General features: G+C 71.7%; 12 protein-coding genes. 6 read left to right on the plus strand and 6 right to left on the minus strand.

From position 1 onward, the window contains the following. Positions 1-219 precede the first annotated feature (219 nt). The 4 genes from ABH920_RS19280 to ABH920_RS19295 are packed head-to-tail and all read right to left on the minus strand — an operon-like array spanning position 220 to position 5,022. Entirely contained in the window at positions 220-1,497 is a 1,278-nt protein-coding gene (locus tag ABH920_RS19280) for an ABC transporter substrate-binding protein (RefSeq protein WP_370350416.1), read from the minus strand. Continuing rightward, positions 1,497-2,084, minus strand: a complete 588-nt coding sequence (locus ABH920_RS19285; RefSeq protein ID WP_370350417.1) for an ATP/GTP-binding protein — start codon at positions 2,082-2,084, stop codon at positions 1,497-1,499. Before ABH920_RS19285 ends, ABH920_RS19280 begins: the two co-directional genes overlap by 1 nt. Further along, on the minus strand, positions 2,084-2,521 hold the full coding sequence (locus tag ABH920_RS19290; RefSeq protein ID WP_370350418.1) for a roadblock/LC7 domain-containing protein: 438 nt from the start codon (positions 2,519-2,521) through the stop codon (positions 2,084-2,086). Before ABH920_RS19290 ends, ABH920_RS19285 begins: the two co-directional genes overlap by 1 nt. Positions 2,522-2,568: 47 nt before the next feature. Then, a complete protein-coding gene (locus tag ABH920_RS19295) occupies positions 2,569-5,022 on the minus strand; it encodes a nitrate- and nitrite sensing domain-containing protein (RefSeq protein WP_370350419.1) in 2,454 nt (817 codons plus the stop codon). Between the two features lie 214 nt (positions 5,023-5,236). On the opposite strand from ABH920_RS19295, the gene ABH920_RS19300 reads away from it, so the two are divergent. Then, positions 5,237-7,027: an ABC transporter transmembrane domain-containing protein gene (locus ABH920_RS19300; RefSeq protein WP_370350420.1), complete on the plus strand. Its 1,791-nt coding sequence runs from the start codon at positions 5,237-5,239 to the stop codon at positions 7,025-7,027. A gap of 1 nt (position 7,028) precedes the next feature. After that, positions 7,029-8,819: an ABC transporter ATP-binding protein gene (locus ABH920_RS19305; protein ID WP_370350421.1), complete on the plus strand. Its 1,791-nt coding sequence runs from the start codon at positions 7,029-7,031 to the stop codon at positions 8,817-8,819. Positions 8,820-8,882: 63 nt separating this feature from the next. On the opposite strand, the gene ABH920_RS19310 is transcribed toward ABH920_RS19305, so the two are convergent. Further along, positions 8,883-9,899, minus strand: coding sequence for a DUF4037 domain-containing protein (locus ABH920_RS19310; protein ID WP_370350422.1), 1,017 nt, complete (start codon positions 9,897-9,899; stop codon positions 8,883-8,885). A 43-nt stretch (positions 9,900-9,942) separates the two neighbouring features. Beyond that, positions 9,943-10,917, minus strand: a complete 975-nt coding sequence (locus tag ABH920_RS19315) for a GlxA family transcriptional regulator (protein ID WP_370350423.1) — start codon at positions 10,915-10,917, stop codon at positions 9,943-9,945. Positions 10,918-10,988: 71 nt separating this feature from the next. Between ABH920_RS19315 and ABH920_RS19320 the strand changes: the two genes are divergently transcribed. From ABH920_RS19320 to ABH920_RS19335, 4 genes are all read left to right on the plus strand, one after another. Beyond that, entirely contained in the window at positions 10,989-11,972 is a 984-nt protein-coding gene (locus ABH920_RS19320) for an NADP-dependent oxidoreductase (protein WP_370350424.1), read from the plus strand. A 262-nt stretch (positions 11,973-12,234) separates the two neighbouring features. After that, positions 12,235-14,373 carry a DUF6421 family protein gene (locus tag ABH920_RS19325; protein ID WP_370350425.1) on the plus strand — a complete coding sequence of 713 codons (2,139 nt, stop codon included), beginning with the start codon at positions 12,235-12,237 and terminating at the stop codon, positions 14,371-14,373. Positions 14,374-14,494: 121 nt separating this feature from the next. Further along, positions 14,495-15,208 carry an SDR family oxidoreductase gene (locus ABH920_RS19330; protein ID WP_370350426.1) on the plus strand — a complete coding sequence of 238 codons (714 nt, stop codon included), beginning with the start codon at positions 14,495-14,497 and terminating at the stop codon, positions 15,206-15,208. A gap of 26 nt (positions 15,209-15,234) precedes the next feature. Continuing rightward, the gene (locus tag ABH920_RS19335) at positions 15,235-16,299 is read left to right on the plus strand and encodes a low specificity L-threonine aldolase (protein WP_370350427.1); all 1,065 of its coding nucleotides are present in this window, start codon (positions 15,235-15,237) and stop codon (positions 16,297-16,299) included. Positions 16,300-16,394 lie beyond the last annotated feature (95 nt).

Below are 16,394 nucleotides of genomic sequence, written 5' to 3' on the forward strand. Positions count from 1 at the left end.
GTTCCGCCTCGGGCTGGATGCGCTGCTGGCCGGTGTCGACTCGCCATCTCTGCGGCAGCTCGCCAGCCTCGGCCACAATGGCATGGCAACCCCGCCCCATCCGGGGACACCCACCCTCGTGTCGATTATCCCGGACCGTCAACCGCCGAACGAAGACACAGCGCCGGAAGTCCGCCCGATCGGAGCAGCGCGATCAAACGGCGCCACCAAGCAGCGCCATCAATCCGGCAACGTAGCCAACTCCTCGATCTCCACATTCGCCAGCGCCGTCCCGTCCACCTGCACCCGCCGCAGATACCACTTCTGGATCGGCGCGTGCGTCGTCGACGCCAGCTGCCAAGCCCCGCGCGGGCTGTCGATGCGCCCCAGCGCCGCGATCGCCGCGTTGACGGCTGCGGCGCCTGCGTTCGGGCCGGCCTGGGCGACTGCCTGGTCCAGTAGTGCCGCCGCGTCGTAGCCGTCCAGGGCGTAGACGCTCGGCTCCTGGCCGTCGTGGCCCGCTGCCCACGCTGAGACGAAGGCCCGGTTGGCGGCCGTGTCGACGTCGGGGGAGTAGTTCAGTACCGAGGTGATGTTCGTGGCCGCCGGGCCCTCCTGCTTCAGCAGCGGGCCGTCGGTGACCAGGCCGACCGCGTACAGCGGCAGGTCCTTCACCTGCGAGCGCGCGTACTGCTGCACGAAGCGCACCGCCTCGGCGCCGGTGAAGGCGCAGTACACCGCCTTCGCTCCGGAGTCCTTGATCGCCTGGAGGTACGGGGTGAAGTCGGTGGTGTCGTTCGCCGGCGTGAACGTCGCCGCCGGGGTGAACGTCGGCTGGCCTCCGGTGTTGGCCAGCTTGCCGCCGAGGGCGGTGTAGGAGTCGACGAACCCGCGCACCTGCTCCCAGTCGCCGGGGTAGTTGCCGCCGATTGCGAAGACCGGGGACTTGACGTGGTTGTAGATGAACGGTGCGATCGCCGCGCCGGGCTCCGTGGACAGGAACGCCACGTTCCATATGTAGCTGATGTCCGTCAGGTCCGGACGCGCCACCACGCCGATCAGCGGTACGTGTGCCGCGTCCGCCAGCGGTGCGACGCTCTCGTAGCCCGCGTAGTCGATCGGGCCGACGACGGTCTGCGCCCCGGCCGCCACCAGGCCCTGCATCGTCGTCGCGGTGGCCGCCGGTGTCGGGCCCTCGTTGGCGACGGTCACCTGCGCCGGACGGCCGCCGAGCCGGCCGGCGTGCTGGCTGACGTAGAGCTCGAAGCCGTCGCGGGCGTCGACGCCGCCGGTGCCGTTGGTGCCGGACGTGTCCAGCAGCAGCCCCACCGGGAACGGCGTGTGGCTGTCGGGGCGGCCCGCGGGGTCGCCGTACGCCAGGCCGCCGCCGCCGTAGCCGCCGCCGTACGCGCAGCCCGCCGAGGCGGCGGTGGAGGCGGCCAGCAGCAGTGCGGCGAAGGCCCGCCGGCGGTGCCCGGCGGCACTCGCGACAGGGGCACCGCCCCGGGCCGCCGCCATCAGTTCATCCGGTCGTCGGGCGGCAGGTCGTCGCGCATCCGCTGCTGCGTGATCGCGTGCTCCAGCAGCGTCACCAGCACCCCCCTGGCCGAGTCGCGCCGCCGGGCGTCGCAGATCAGCAGTGGCGTGTCGTCCTCCAAGGCGAGTGCCTGGCGCAGTTCCTCGTGCCCGTACACCTGCGCGCCGTCGAACTGGTTCACGGCGATGACGTGCGGGATCCGGCGGTCCTCGAAGAAGTCGATGACCGCGAAAGCGTCGCCCAGGCGCCGGACGTCGGCCAGCACCACCGCGCCGAGTGCGCCGCGGGAGAGCTCCTCCCAGAAGAACCAGAAGCGCTCCTGGCCCGGGGTGCCGAACAGGTACAGGATCAGGTCCTCGGCGATGGTGATGCGGCCGAAGTCCATCGCCACCGTGGTGCTGCGCTTGGTCGGGATCAGGTGGACGTCGTCCAGTCCCATTCCGGCCTGCGTCATCTCGGCCTCGGTGGTCAGCGGCTGGATCTCGGAGACCGCCCCGACCAGGGTGGTCTTCCCGACGCCGAAGCCGCCGGCCACGACGATCTTCGCCGCGATCGTGGGGGCGGCCATCAGCGGGCCCCCGGGAGGTTGCCGTGGGCCAGCATCCGGGCCCGCGCGGTCGGCGTCAGGGATTCCCCGACCTGGTTGATCAGCTCGGCCATGGCGTAGGTGACCTGGCCGATGTCGCACTCGCGCTCGGCGTACACCAGCAGCGAGGCGCCGTCGCTGACGGCCATCGAGAACAGGAAGCCGTTGCCGAGTTCGGTCAGGTTGCTGCGCACCGGCTCGGAGTCCAGCAGCAGCGCGGCCCCGGCCAGCAGGCTCACCAGTCCGGCGGCCACCGCCGCGAGCTGCTCACCCTGCTCCTCGCCCAGATCCCGGGAGGCGGCCACCACGATGCCGTCGGCGGAGACCGCCAGCGCGTGCTGGACCCCGGGCGTGCCGTGGGCGAAGTCGTTGAGCAGCCAGTCGAGGCTGCCGTGCGGATCGGGTGCAGGTTCGTTCATGGGGCGGTTCCCGTGGGGCTAGAGGATGGCATGAGGGGTTTGCGTCACTACGATTTCGGCCCGTTGCGGCCGCTGAGCCCGCGTGCGTAGGCGGCCATGGTCGCCGCCACGTATTCGGGGTCGCGGTCGATGCGGGCCTTCTTCTTGGCGGGCTCGGGGTGGCTGCCGGGCCCGCCGTCGGTCGGAGGTGCTGGGGACGCGGCCGCTTCCGGGGCCGGGGTGCGCCGTGCCCTGGCCGGCAACTGGGCCTTCGGGCGACGTACAGGCAGGCCGTTCACAGTTGTATAGGTGTCAGAAGACTGAGATCCGTTACTGCCGTTGGCCGAAGCGTGGCCGTTGACCTGAGCGCTGCCGCTGCTGCCGTCGGCCGAAACGCTGCCGTTGACGTGAGCGCTCCCGTTGGCGCCGATCGTGGCCGGCTCGTCGACGTCCGGGAACGGCAGCTCGGGCCAGTCGATGTCCTCGGCGGCGGCGTCCTCGCCGTTGACCCCGTTGACCCCGTTGATTCGGTTGACCGCGGCGGCCGTGTCCGGCACGAGATGGACCGTGCCGTCCGCGGGCGCGGCACCGGCCTCCGCCGAGACCACCCGCAACGGCAGCCCCACCTCGGCCACCGTCCCGCCGCCGGGCCGGGCCCGCAGCTGGATCTCGATCCCGTACCACGCGGCCAGATGCGCGACCACGGTCAGGCCCATCGCCCGCACCGTCTCGCTGTCCACCTGCCGCGGCGCGGCCAGCTGGGTGTTCAGCTCCGCACGCCGCGCCGGCGTCATCCCCAGGCCGCGGTCGGCGATCTGGATGATCACCCGGTCGGTCATCCGGTGGCCCTCGACCGTCACCCGGCTGTCCGGCGCGGAGAACGCGGTCGCGTTGTCCAGCAGCTCCGCGCACAGGTGCACGAGGTGGTCCACGACGTGCGGCGCGATGACGACCCCCCGATCGACGGCCTCCAGATCCACGCGCGTGTACCGCTCGATCCGCCCCAGCGCGGCCCGCAGCACGTCCAGCAGCGTCACCGGACGCTCCCGCACCCGCGCCGAGCCCTCGCCGCCGAGCACCAGCAGGCTCTCGTTGTTCCGCGCCATGCGTGCGGCCAGGTGGTCCAGCACGAACAGCCGCGCCAGCCGGTCCGGGTCCTGCTCCAGGCGCTCGGCGCGGTCCAGCTCGCTGGTCAGCGCGCCGGTCAGGCGCTCGCCGCGGCGGGCCAGCGCCACGAACGTGGCGCCCACTCCGGCGCGCAGCAGCACCTGCTCCGCGGCGGTCCGCAGCGCCTCGCGGTGCACCGAGTTGAAGGCCCGCGCGACCGCGGCCAGCTCGTCCTTCGGGTCGTTCGCGTTCAGCGCGTCCCCGCGCCCGGTGCCCAGCGGCAGCGCGTCGCCGGCGTGGTCGGCGAACTCCTCGGGGGTGCGGCCGGTCAGCGACTCGGTGGTGCGCAGCTCCTCGACGGCGGCCGGCAGGCCGGAGAAGGCGACGGTGTTCGCCGCGTCCCGCAGCTGTCGCAGGCCCCTGATCATCGGCCGGCCGAGCCGCAGGCTGATCATCACCACCAGCAGCGCGGTGCCGGCGATCGCGGCGGCCTCCACCTCGGCGATGTGCTCGGAGCGGTCGCGCAGCCGGGCCACGGCGGACATGGTCGCCATGTCCATCTCCTCGCGGACCGTGTCCAGCGCGGCCCGCCGGGCGCTCATCGTCTGCACCCACATGTCCTTGTCCGGCGACAGCAGGTCCCCGGGGCCCAGGTGGGATATCTGGTCCTCGAACTGCTGCGCGTTCAGGATGTCCGCGGTGGTCATCGCCTGGTCCGGGCGCTCGTTCCAGCCGGCCGGGGCCGCGGTGTCGAAGGCCTCCATCGCGTCGTCGTAGGCCTGCCGGTCGTGCGCGATCGCGGCGACCGCGGCCGGCGTCAGCGGCAGTCCGACCGCCGAGCGCAGCACGTCGGACTCCTCCTGCCCGGTCGCCTCAGAGGCCTGATACAGCAGGTTCGCGGCCTGCAGCCGGGCCGCGATCGGCTGCGAGGCGCTGCCGTCGTCGATCACCGAGCTGCGCAGCTGTGCCAGGTCGGCGATCGCGATGCGGTACTGGAACACCACCGTGGACAGCGCCGGCGCGGCCTGTGCCTTGATCTGCGCGCGCAGCGCCGTCAGCTGCGTCAGGTCCTGGTCGATGCGCGAGAGCAGAGCCCTGGTCCCCGGCGTGATCCGCGGCATGGAGCGGACCTGGTGCCGGTAGGCGGCCAGCGCCGCGTCGGTCTGCGCTATGCGGGTCTCGACGTCGGGGGAGAGCTGGTTCTGGTGGGTGGTGAGCTGCAACGCCATCGCGGTGCGCTCGTCCTGTAAGCAGCCCAACAGTTTGCCCGCGGCGTCCGAGGTGTGCATCAGGGACCACAGACGCTCACTGCGCATGGCCTCGCCGGCGGAGGCGGTCAACGCCACGGCCCCGAAGCCGGACACCGCGGCGAGCGGGACGGCGACCAGGACGCCGAGCCTGCGCGTGATCCTCAAGGCGGCCCCTCGCGACAAGGCTGACAGGGTATGGGCGGACTGCTTGCGAAGTGTGTGGTGCGAGTGTGGTGCAGGTGATGCCGGGCAAGGTGGCCTCATCCAACCGGGAGGCGGGGACCTGAGTCAAGCCTCGAATAGCGTGGACTATTCGCGCAGGTGGTGGCGGCGTTAAATTCGGTGGCCCCGCCCCGGGGCCGCTACTAGCGTGGCGATCATGCGGCGCCTCCCCGAGCCGGACCCCGGCCTTCCCGACACCCGATCGGCGACCCGGTACTTGATCTGGCTCGTACGGATGCAGTGGACGTCGATGACGCTCGGCGCGTTCTGGGGCATGGTCTGGATGGTGAGCCAGGCGCTGATGCCGGCCGCGATCGGCAAGACCATCGACGCCGGCGTCACCGCGAGGGACACCGGCGAGATCTGGCGCTGGTCCACTGTGGTGCTTCTCCTGGGTTGCCTGACCGGTGTGGCCGGGATCCTGCGCCACCGGTGCGCCGTCACCAACTGGCTGACCTCCGCCTACCGCACCGTGCAGCTCACCGCGCGCCAGGCGACCGACCTCGGCGCCACCCTGCCCAGCCGCATCGCCACCGGCGACGTGGTGTCGATCGGCACCGCCGACACCTCCAGCATCGGCAGCACGATGGACGTCAGCGCGCGGTTCGCCGGCGCGGTGGTGTCGGTGGTGCTGGTCTCGGTGCTGCTGCTCAGCACCGAGGTGCGGATCGGGCTCACCGTGCTGATCGGCGTGCCGCTGATCATGGCCCTGGTCGGGCCGCTGCTCAAGCCGATGCACCGGCGGCAGAGCGAGGTGCGCGCGCTGCAGGGCAAGCTGACCGGCCGTGCCAACGACATCGTGGCCGGCCTGCGGGTGCTGCGCGGCATCGGCGGCGAGCCGGAGTTCGCCGAACGCTACCGGGAGCAGTCGCAGGAGCTGCGGTTCGCCGGGGTCCGGGTGGCGCGCGTGGAGTCGGTGCTGGAGTCGGCGCAGGTGCTGCTGCCGGGGCTGTTCGTGGTCGGCGTGACCTGGCTCGCGGCCCGGCTGGCGGTGTCCCACGAGATCACCACCGGGCAGCTCGTGGCGTTCTACGGCTACGCCGCGTTCCTGGTGCTGCCGTTGCGGACGATCACCGAGGCCTGGGGCCGGCTTCTGCGGGCGCACGTGGCGGCCACGAAGGTTGTCAGGGTCCTGGCACTGAGCCATCCGCTGGCCGAGACCGCGGGTTCCGAGGAGCGGGCCGAGGGCACCGGGGCGCTCGTCGACGAGCACTCCGGGCTGAGCCTGAAGCCGGGGTCGTTCACGGCGGTGGCCGCCGCGGACCCGGCCGAGGCGATCGAGCTGGCCGACCGGCTCGGACGCTACCGGGCCGCCGACGGCGTCACGCTGGACGGCGTGCCGCTTGAGGCGATGCCGCTGGGGAGCCTGCGGCGGCGGGTCCTGGTGGCGGACAACGATGCGCGGTTGTTCTCGGGGCGGTTGGCTGACGGGCTGGCCGGCGTGGGTGCTGGTGCTGGTTCCAGTGCTAGTGCTAGTGCTAGTTCCGGTGTTGATATCGGTGCTGGTTCCAGCACCGCCACCGGCGATCGCGCTGACAGCGTGAGTCGCATCACCGCCGCCCTGCACACCGCCGCGGCCGAGGACATCATCGAGGCCCTGCCCGAAGGCCTGGACGCCACGGTCTCCGAACGCGGCCGGTCCTTCTCCGGCGGTCAGCAGCAACGGCTGCGCCTGGCGCGTGCGCTGCTCGCCAACCCGGAGGTACTGCTGCTCGTCGAGCCGACCAGCGCGGTCGACGCGCACACCGAGGCCTGCATCGCCGAACGGCTGGCGGCGGCCCGCGCCGGCCGCACGACCGTGGTGTTCACGACCAGTCCGCTGATGCTCGACCGGGCCGAGCGCGTGGTGTTCCTGGCCGGGGGCCGGGCCGCCGCCGAGGGCCGGCACCGCGAACTGTTGGCGACCGTGCCCGGCTACCGGGCGACCGTGACCAGGGAAGAGAACTGAGATGAGCGAGTCCGGGCCTCAGGCTTCCGGTCGCCAAGCGTTGCCGGTGGCGACGTATCCCGAGGTGCGCCAGTACGCGGGGCAGGTCGCGCGCGCCCGCGGCCGCGACCTGGCGCTCACCGTCGGGCTGTTCGCGCTGGCCGCGGTGGCCGGGCTGTTCGGGCCGCGGCTGCTGGGGTCGCTGATCGACGGCGTGCAGCACGGCACGACCGCAGGGCACGTCGACACCATCGTCGGGCTGATCGCGCTGTTCCTGATCGTGCAGACCGTGGTCACCCGGTACGCGAAGCTGGCCGCCGGCAAGTTCGGCGAGGGCGTGCTCGCCGAGCTGCGCGAGAACTTCGTGGCGCGGGTGCTGGAGCTGCCGCTGTCCGTGGTGGAGCGGGCCGGCAGCGGCGACCTGCTCTCGCGTTCGTCGCGGGACGTGGACATGCTGAGCATGGCCGCGCGGTACGGCGTGCCGACCACGCTGGTCGCGATCGTCACGGTCCTGCTCACCATCGGGGCGCTGGCGCTGGTCAGCCCCTGGGCGGTGCTGCCGCTGCTGGTGATCGTGCCGCCGATCGCGGTGGTGTTCCGCTGGTACCTGAAGCGCGCGCCGGAGGGCTACCTCGCCGAGAGCGCGCGCTACGCGGACATGACCGACAGCCTGGCCGAGACCGTGGACGGCGCGCGCACCGTCGAGGCGCTGGGCTTGCAGCGCTATCGCATCGGCCGCACCGACGAGGACATCCGGCGGCAGTTCGCCGCCGAGCGCTACACGCTGCGGCTGCGGTGCGTGTTCTGGCCGACGGCAGAGTCCTGCTACATCCTGCCGGTGGCGCTGACGCTGCTGCTCGGCGGGCTGGGGTACGTGCACGGCTGGTTCACCCTCGGCCAGGTCACGGCGGCGACGCTGTACATGCAGCAGATCATGGGCCCGATCGACGACATGCTGGCCTGGGCCGACCAGCTCCAGGTCGGCGGCGCGTCGCTGGCGCGCCTGCTCGGCGTGGCCGGCGTCCCGGCCGACCGCGAGGCCTCCGGCGAGCAGCCGCAGGGCGAGGACCTGCGCGCTCGCGACGTGCGCTACTCCTACATCCCGGGCCGCGAAGTCCTCCACGGCGTCGACCTGTCCCTGACCGCCGGCGAACGCCTGGCGATGGTCGGCCCCTCCGGCGCGGGCAAGTCCACCCTCGGCCGCCTCCTGGCCGGCATCCACGGCCCCACCGCGGGCTCCATCGCGGTCGGCGGCGTCCCCCTGGTCGAACTCCCCCTGGCCGACCTCCGAGGCCAAGTGGCGCTGGTGAACCAGGAACACCACGTCTTCGCCGGCACCGTCCGAGAGAACGTGGTCCTCCCACGCCCGGACGCCACCGACACCCAGGTCCGCGACGCCCTCTCCGCAGTCGACGCCCTGACCTGGGCCGAAGCGCTCCCCGAGGGCCTGCAGACAGCGATCGGCGCCGACGGCCACACCCTCTCCCCGGCCCAGGCCCAGCAACTGGCACTCGCCCGCCTGGTCCTGGCCGACCCGCACACCCTGGTCCTCGACGAAGCAACCTCCCTGATTGACCCCCGCGCCGCCCGCCACCTGGAGCGCTCACTGGCGGCGGTGCTGGAAGGCCGCACGGTCATCGCGATCGCGCACCGCCTGCACACCGCGCACGACGCGGACCGCGTGGCGGTGGTGGAGGACGGCGTGATCGCCGAGCTCGGGAGCCATGAGGAGCTGGTCGCGACCGGCGGGGCGTATGCAGACCTGTGGGAGTCGTGGCATGGGCGCGGGGCTGCGGCTGCGGAGCAGGTGTAGGGAAGGCGCGCGGGCCGGGCTCGGGCCGGGCCGCAGCCGCCCCCGCCGAGCCCAAGCCCGATCTCAGAGGCCGATCGCCCTGCGCGTGAACTCAGCCCGCCCCAGGAAGTCGGTGTTGTCAGCGAACTGATCGATCGCGCCGGCCTGCGAAAGCGCCCGGATCTCCGCGTCCTCGATACGCTCCAGCAGGGCGCCGGTGAAGCGCTCGGCGCCGATGACCTGGAACGGCCGGTCGAAGTACAGCCGCGTGCTCGTGTCGAGCGGTTCGGTGAGCCCGAGCCCGTTGTGCTGCTCGGCCACGCGCGTGTAGACCCGCCCGAGCTCCCGCTCTCGCGCCTTCCAGCCCGTCGCGGCGAGTGCGGCGGTCATCAGCGGCACGAGGTCCGGCCCCGCCTCCGTCCGCGCGAATGCCGACCCGAGCCACTTGCTGTACGGCGGATACCGCCGCTCCATCAGCAGCACCAGCCGCATCAGGTCTCGAACAAGCCGCGCGCACACCACCGCCGAGCCGAGCTCGTCGCCGACCTCGCCGCAGCGGCCGACGAAGGCCTCCTCCTGCGAGATGCGCTTCCACTGGCACGCCAGCACGTACAGCCACACGTCGCGCGGGTACCACGCCAGCCGCGCGCGATCGGCCGTGAGCTGCCCGAGACCGTCGTGGAACACCGCGCCCGACGTCGCCTCCAGCAGGCGCTGCGTCGGCGTCGCGAGCCAGTCGGCGGTCGTCACGCCCCGCGACGGCGTGTATCCCAGGCATCCGGTCAGCCAGTCGTCGACCCCTGCGACGGTGACCTGAGCCGGGTACCCAAGGAACGTCTCCGGGAGCTGATATGCGAACACTGACAAAAGCCGCTCCCGATGCCGCGCCACATCGTCGGGCGCCAGGAACAGCTGCACCTGCGGACCCCAGTCATGGTCCGTCGAACGCGCGGTATCGAACCCGAGCACCTCCGAGCCGCTGCCGAGCCGGGCTGTGGCGTGCGGCAACCCCGGCAGCTCCTTGTCCAGGATCGGCAGCACGGCTTCGAGGTAGAAACGCCGCGACAGTTCCAGGCCGGGCACGAAATCCGGGTCGGTCATGCTCCGAAGCCTTCCGTGAAGATCCCTGCCGCGCGACCGGTTTTCAAGCCCGAGCGAAAGTCCGCCGATAAGCCTGCGGCGACACCCCCACCGAAGCCCGCAAATGCTGCCGCATCGACGTAGCCGTCCCGAACCCCGCCTTCTCCGCCACCCGATCGATCGGCAGATCAGTCGCCTCCAACAGATGCCGCGCCAGGTCCACTCGCTGCACCGTGAGCCACTGCCCGGGACTCTGCCCGGTCTCCGTACGGAACTGCCGAGTAAAAGTCCTGATACTCATCCGGGCCTGCCCCGCCATGTCCTGCAACGTCAACGGCTCATGCAGCCGCTCCAAAGCCCAGGCACGCGCCGGCCCGGTCCCGGTGGCCGCCGGCGTCGGCACCGGCCGCTCGATGTACTGCGCCTGACCACCGTCCCGCGACGGCGGCACCACGCACGCGCGCGCCGCCGCGTTCGCCACCGAGCTCCCGTGGTCGCTGCGGATGATGTGCAGGCACAGGTCGATGGCAGCAGCGACGCCGGCCGAGGTGAGGATGTCGCCGTCGTCGATGAACAGCACGTTCGGATCCACCGACAGCGTTGGGAACAGCTCCTCCATCCGGTCGGCCTGGTGCCAGTGCGTCGTCACCTTGCGCCCGTCGAGCAGCCCGGCGGCAGCGAAGACATACGCGCCGGTGCACAACGCCACCTTCCGCGTCCCCGGACGGATCCGACCCAGCGCCTCGGCCAGCTCCACCGGCAACGGAGCGCCGTCGGCGAGCTCATCCACGATCGGGTACGCCGGCGGAATGATCACCGTGTCCGCCTCGGCCAGCGCCGCGGCGCCGTGCTCGACATACAGCGAGTAGTCCTCGGTCGTGGTGACCGGTCCGGCCGTCAATCCGCAGGTCACGACCTCGTACAGGGGCTCCATGCCGGGACCCGGCGCGGCGCCGAACAGTCGTGCCGGGATGCCCAGATCGAACGGGATCACGCCGTCCAGCGCGAGGACTACGACACGATGCCGATGATGAGTCATGGCCCGATTCTTTCACATGTTGGCCATCGGGCCACTGTCGGCGTCCGGGGATGGTCCGCGAACGTAGAGCCATGACCGAACAGCCTTCCTCGGCGCCGACCATGCGAGCGATCGTCGCCACCAAGCCCGGCCCCGCCGACGTCCTCCAGGAGACCCGCGTCCCCAAGCCCCGGCCCGGCGGCACCGAGATCCTGGTCCGCGTGCACGCCGCCGCGATCAACCCGGCGGACTGGAAGACCCGCGCCGCCGGCGGCTGGGCCGGCCGCCCCGACATCACCGAGCAGGGCCCGATCCTCGGCTGGGACGTCTCCGGCGTCGTCGAGGCGGTCGGCCGCGGCGTCACCTTGTTCAAGCCCGGCGACGAGGTCTTCGGCATGCCCCTGTTCCCGCGCTTCCCCGGCGGTTACAGCGAGTACGTCGCCGCCCCGTCCCGCCAGTTCGTCCTCAAGCCCGCGGACCTGACCCACGTCCAGGCCGCCGCCCTCCCGCTCGCCGCGCTCACCGCCTACCAGGCCCTGCGGGACTTCGCCGACGTCCAGCCCGGCCAGAAGGTCCTGATCCACGCCGCGGCCGGCGGCGTCGGCCACCTCGCGGTCCAGATCGCCAAGGCCTTCGGCGCGCACGTCGTCGGCACGGCGAGCGCCGCCAAGCACGACTTCCTGCGCGAGCTCGGCGCCGACGAGGTGGTCGACTACCGCGAGGTGGACTTCGCCGAGACCGTGACCGGCGTCGACGTGGTCGTCGACGCCATCGGCGGCGACTACTTCGACCGCTCTCTGCGCACGATGAACCCCGGCGGTACCTTCGTCGCCCTGAGCTACGACGTCACCCCCGCGATGAAGGCGCGCGCCGCCGAGCGCGAGGTCACCGCCGACTTCATGCTGGTCGAGCCGGACCTCGGCGGCCTGACCGCGATCCGCGCCCTGGTGACCGACGGCCGGCTGCGTCCCGTCGTCGACACGGTCCTCCCGCTGGCCGACGCCGCCAAGGCGCACGAGCTCGGCGAGACGAACCGTGCCGCCGGCAAGATCGTCCTGACCGTCGTCGAGGACTGACCGCCAGGCAGTTAGTCCGCTCACACCCACCTAACGAGCGCCCCGGACCGCACCACCGGTCCGGGGCGTCGTCGTGCTCGGTCACCTGCTCGGTCACCAGCTCGACCACCGGGTCCGGGCGCACCAGTCCCGGCCGCCCCGTTACCCCCACCTACCGCAAGGTAATCCGGCGATCAAGGATTGATTCCGAAGGATTTCCGTCGCTAGACTGGTCGCACACTATTTCTTCCACCAATCATCCGATGATCAGGCGAGGTGACACATGCGGCAGCACACGGGAATCCTGCGAGTCCTGTTCGACGAGGCCCACAGCGAGGCCTGGACGATCGATCCGGCCGACGCCCTGGCGATGAATCCCGTGAATCCGGCCGACGCCGGCTATACGCATGCCGCCGATCTCCTGCGCGGGCGGGGCTACTCGGTCACCGCGCACCGCGAGGGCGCCTTCACCCCTGACTCGCTCTCCAGCGCCGACGTCCTGGTCATCGCGCACCCGGCCGACCCGGCGCGCGAGCGCACCACCGGGATCGGGACCCCGGTGTTCACCCCGGCTGAGCTGGACATCCTCCAGTCCTACGTCGCTGCCGGCGGCGGTCTGGTGCTGCTCGCCGACAGCGAGCAGGACACCGGCTCCAACCTGGCCGCGCTGCTCGGCCGCTTCGGCGTCGGCATCGACCACTTCACGGTGCAGGACGCCGCGCGGCGGCACAACGGCAACGCCCGCTGGGTGCTGGCCGAGCGCGCCGCGCTGCCGGAGAACCGGATCGAGGCCGAGGACGTGCTGGCCGGCGTCGCCGAGGCCTGCTTCTACCGCTCCGGCACCCTGTTCACCGCCCAGGACGCCGACATCCTGCCGCTGCTGAACTCCTCGCCGACCGCCGACCCCGCCGACCGGCCGCTGGCCGTGGGCGTGCGCTTCGGCAAGGGCCGGGTCGCGGTGTTCGCCGACTCCGACATGTTCGGCGACGACTCGATCGCCGACTACGACCACCGCGCGCTCTGGATCAACGCGGTCACCTGGGCCTCGCGCCGCCCGAAGCAGGCGAACGCGGCTGACGCCGTGCCGCACCCGGTCGCTTCCTCGGAGGCGTTCGGCGACCTGAAGGCGGCGATCGAGGAGCTGCGGCCGCTGCAGTCCAAGGACGGCTCGATCGACTTCGAGGCCGAAGGCAACGACCGCGCACGGGCCGAGTCCCTGGCCAAGCGCATCGGCGCGGCCGTGGAGGCGCTGGCGCCGGAGTTCCCCCACGACGCGGACTACCTCGGCGCCGTCCTGAAGGACCTGCGCCGCTGGGCCGAGGACGGCTTCGGCGTGCCGGACTTCCTGGACTCCCTCGGCGCCTTCCACCCGGCCGCGCAGCGCGAGGACGGCCGCGAGCACCTCGTGGTGTTCCCGATGTACACGCAGAACGGCAACCTGGACCGCAACTTCGAGGCGCTGATCATCCGCACCGTCTGGCCGGACTGGATCGCCGAGCTGGAGCGCGACAAGTACCCGAACCCGCAGTTCGTGCCGATCGAGTTCGTCGCCGCCGACGCCTTCACCGCCGGCTACGACACCAACAGCGCAGTACTGTTCCCCGAGACCGTGGCCGTGCGCGAGACCCCGGTGTTCACCTGGGGCGCCATCATGCAGGACCGCGAGGCCGCGCGGTTCCGGATGGTCACCTCGGCCGCCGCCGCGACGCTGAAGATGTCGCTGCCGCCGGACGCCGCGCGGCTGCTGGAGGACCAGCGGCTGACGCAGGAGGTGTTCGTGCTCTGGGACCTGGTCCACGACCGCACGCACAGCCACGGCGACCTGCCGTTCGACCCGTTCATGATCAAGCAGCGGATGCCGTACTTCCTGTACTCGCTGGAGGAGCTGCGCTGCGACCTGACGACGTTCCGCGCCGCGGTGAACCTGGAGCGCGACGGCGGCGCCGGCGCCTCGCACGCGCGCCTGGTCCAGTACACGATCCTGTTCGACCGCCTGTTCCGCTTCCCGATCACCGGCGGCCGGGTGCGCAACTACGACGGCCTCGGCGGCCAGCTGCTGTTCGCCTACCTGCACCGGCACGGCCTGATCCACTGGACCGACAACCGGCTGGCCGTGGACTGGTCGCGGATCGCCGACGCGGTGATCGCGCTGGCCACCGAGGTGGAGACGCTGTACCGGGACGGCATCGACCGGCCCAAGCCGGCGCACTGGATGGCCGCCTACCAGCTGGTCGCGAGCTACGTGGCGCCGAACCCGAACTCGGTCTGGGCCCGGGGCGCCTCCGCGCTGCCGCTGGACGGTCCGCCGAAGGGCCTGGTCGACGCCGTGCTGCCGGACGAGTTCCCCCTGTCGATGTTCTACGAGGCCCTGAACAAGAAGCTGAAGCCGGTCATCGAGGCGACTCGGGGCGTCACCGGCTGAGGCGGCGCCAGGGGCTAGGGTCGCTGTCGGCGCTGCGGAGTCGCGGCGCCGCGGTGGCCCTGCCTCGTATGCCTCGAACGCTTTGTATATCCGGACACTGTTTCGATCGGAGACTTCCAGCATGAGCTTGAACACCGACTCAGTGGTTGTGGTGGCCGGCGCCGGCGGCGGCGCCGGGGGTGCCGTGGTGCGGGCCCTGACCGCGGCCGGCGCGACCGTCATCGGCATCGACACCACCACCGAGAACGCCGAGCGGGCCGCCGCGGTCGCCGTCGGGCCCGGCCGCGCCGTCCCGGCCGCAGTGGATCTGCTCGACCTGGACGCCACCAAGGCCTTCGCCGAAAGCGTGCTCAAGGAGCACGGCCGCGTCGACGGCGTGATCCACCTGGTCGGCGGCTGGCGCGGCTCGAAGACCTTCGGCGAGACCAAGCTGGAGGACTGGGAGCTGCTGCACAAGCTGCTGGTCCAGACCCTGCAACACACCTCGCTGGCCTTCCACGACGCCCTCGACGCCGCCGGCGACGGCCGCTTCGTGCTCATCTCGGCGACCGCCGCCTCCGCGCCGACCGCCGGCAACGCCGCCTACGGCGCCGCCAAGGCCGCCGCCGAGGCCTGGACGCTGGCGCTGGCCGACAACTTCAAGAAGAGCGGCGACCACGCCGCGGCGGTGGTGCTGGTCGTCAAGGCGCTGCTGACCGATGCCATGAAGGAAGCCAAGCCGGAGGGCAAGTTCCCCGGCTACACCCACGTCGACGAGCTGGCCTCGGAGATCGTGAAGCTGTTCGGGCAGCCGGCCGCCGAGGTCAACGGCACCCGCGTCCGCCTCGCCCCCTGAACCAGTCTGACCCGCTAAGGAACACCGTGACTATCACCCGTCGCCACGACCTCGACTACCGTGGCTTCGCCAGCGACAACTACGCCGGGATCCACCCCGAGATCCTGGAGGCGATCGCCGTCGCCAACGGCGGCCACCAGATCTCCTACGGCGAGGACGTCTACACCGAGCACCTGCAGGAGATCTTCCAGGGCCACTTCGGCCCGCGCGCCGAGGCGTTCCCGGTGTTCAACGGCACCGGCGCCAACGTCGTGGCGATGGACGCGATGATCGAGCGCTGGGGCTCGGTGATCGCCGCCGCCACCGCGCACATCAACGTCGACGAGTGCGGGGCGCCGGAGAAGATCGGCGGCCTGAAGCTGCTGACCGTGGCCACCCCCGACGGCAAGCTGACCCCGGAGCTCATCGACACCCACGCCTGGGGCTGGGGCGACCAGCACCGCGCGCAGCCGCTGGTGGTCGCGATCACGCAGTCCACCGAACTCGGGACCTGCTACACCCCCGAGGAGATCAAGGCGATCTGCGACCACGCGCACCAGCACGGCATGAAGGTCTTCCTGGACGGCTCGCGCCTGGCCAACGCCGCGGCGACCCTGGGCCGCCCCTTCAAGGAGTTCACCACCGACGCCGGCGTGGACGTGCTGACCTTCGGCGGCACCAAGAACGGCCTGATGCTGGGGGAGTGCGTGGTCGTGCTCAACCCCGACGCCGCGCACGGCGTGATGTACCTGCGCAAGATGTCGATGCAGCTGGCCTCGAAGATGCGCTTCCTGTCCGCGCAGTTCGAGGCGCTGCTGTCCGGCGACCTGTGGCTGCGCAACGCCTCGCACGCCAACGCGATGGCGCAGCGGCTCGCGGCGGCGGTGCGCGAGGTGCCGGGCGTGACGATCACGCAGCAGGTGCAGGCGAACGCGGTGTTCGCGGAGCTGCCGCGGGACGTCACCGAGCGCCTGCAGAAGCGTTTCCGCTTCTACACCTGGAACGAGCACACCGGCGAGGTTCGGTGGATGTGCTCGTTCGACACCACGGAGGCGGACATCGACGCGTTCGCCGCCGCGGTGCGCGAGGAGATGAGCCACGCCGGGGCCTGACGGGCCCGCGGCGCGGCGCCGGTCCTGTCCGGTCCTGATTCGGGGGTCAGGACCGGGCGGCTTCGGCGCGCCGTTCTGCATTTCGGTTCGGAGTT

Source organism: Catenulispora sp. EB89, assembly GCF_041261445.1.
GTDB lineage: Bacteria > Actinomycetota > Actinomycetes > Streptomycetales > Catenulisporaceae > Catenulispora.

Coding starts and splice junctions, on each gene's coding strand:
- ABH920_RS19285 (WP_370350417.1), bottom strand. CDS start 2,084: ATGGCCGCCCCCACGATCGCGGCGAAGATCGTCGTGGCCGGCGGCTTC.
- ABH920_RS19290 (WP_370350418.1), bottom strand. CDS start 2,521: ATGAACGAACCTGCACCCGATCCGCACGGCAGCCTCGACTGGCTGCTC.
- ABH920_RS19330 (WP_370350426.1), top strand. CDS start 14,495: ATGAGCTTGAACACCGACTCAGTGGTTGTGGTGGCCGGCGCCGGCGGC.
- ABH920_RS19280 (WP_370350416.1), bottom strand. CDS start 1,497: ATGGCGGCGGCCCGGGGCGGTGCCCCTGTCGCGAGTGCCGCCGGGCAC.
- ABH920_RS19315 (WP_370350423.1), bottom strand. CDS start 10,917: ATGACTCATCATCGGCATCGTGTCGTAGTCCTCGCGCTGGACGGCGTG.
- ABH920_RS19305 (WP_370350421.1), top strand. CDS start 7,029: ATGAGCGAGTCCGGGCCTCAGGCTTCCGGTCGCCAAGCGTTGCCGGTG.
- ABH920_RS19310 (WP_370350422.1), bottom strand. CDS start 9,899: ATGACCGACCCGGATTTCGTGCCCGGCCTGGAACTGTCGCGGCGTTTC.
- ABH920_RS19320 (WP_370350424.1), top strand. CDS start 10,989: ATGACCGAACAGCCTTCCTCGGCGCCGACCATGCGAGCGATCGTCGCC.
- ABH920_RS19325 (WP_370350425.1), top strand. CDS start 12,235: ATGCGGCAGCACACGGGAATCCTGCGAGTCCTGTTCGACGAGGCCCAC.
- ABH920_RS19300 (WP_370350420.1), top strand. CDS start 5,237: ATGCGGCGCCTCCCCGAGCCGGACCCCGGCCTTCCCGACACCCGATCG.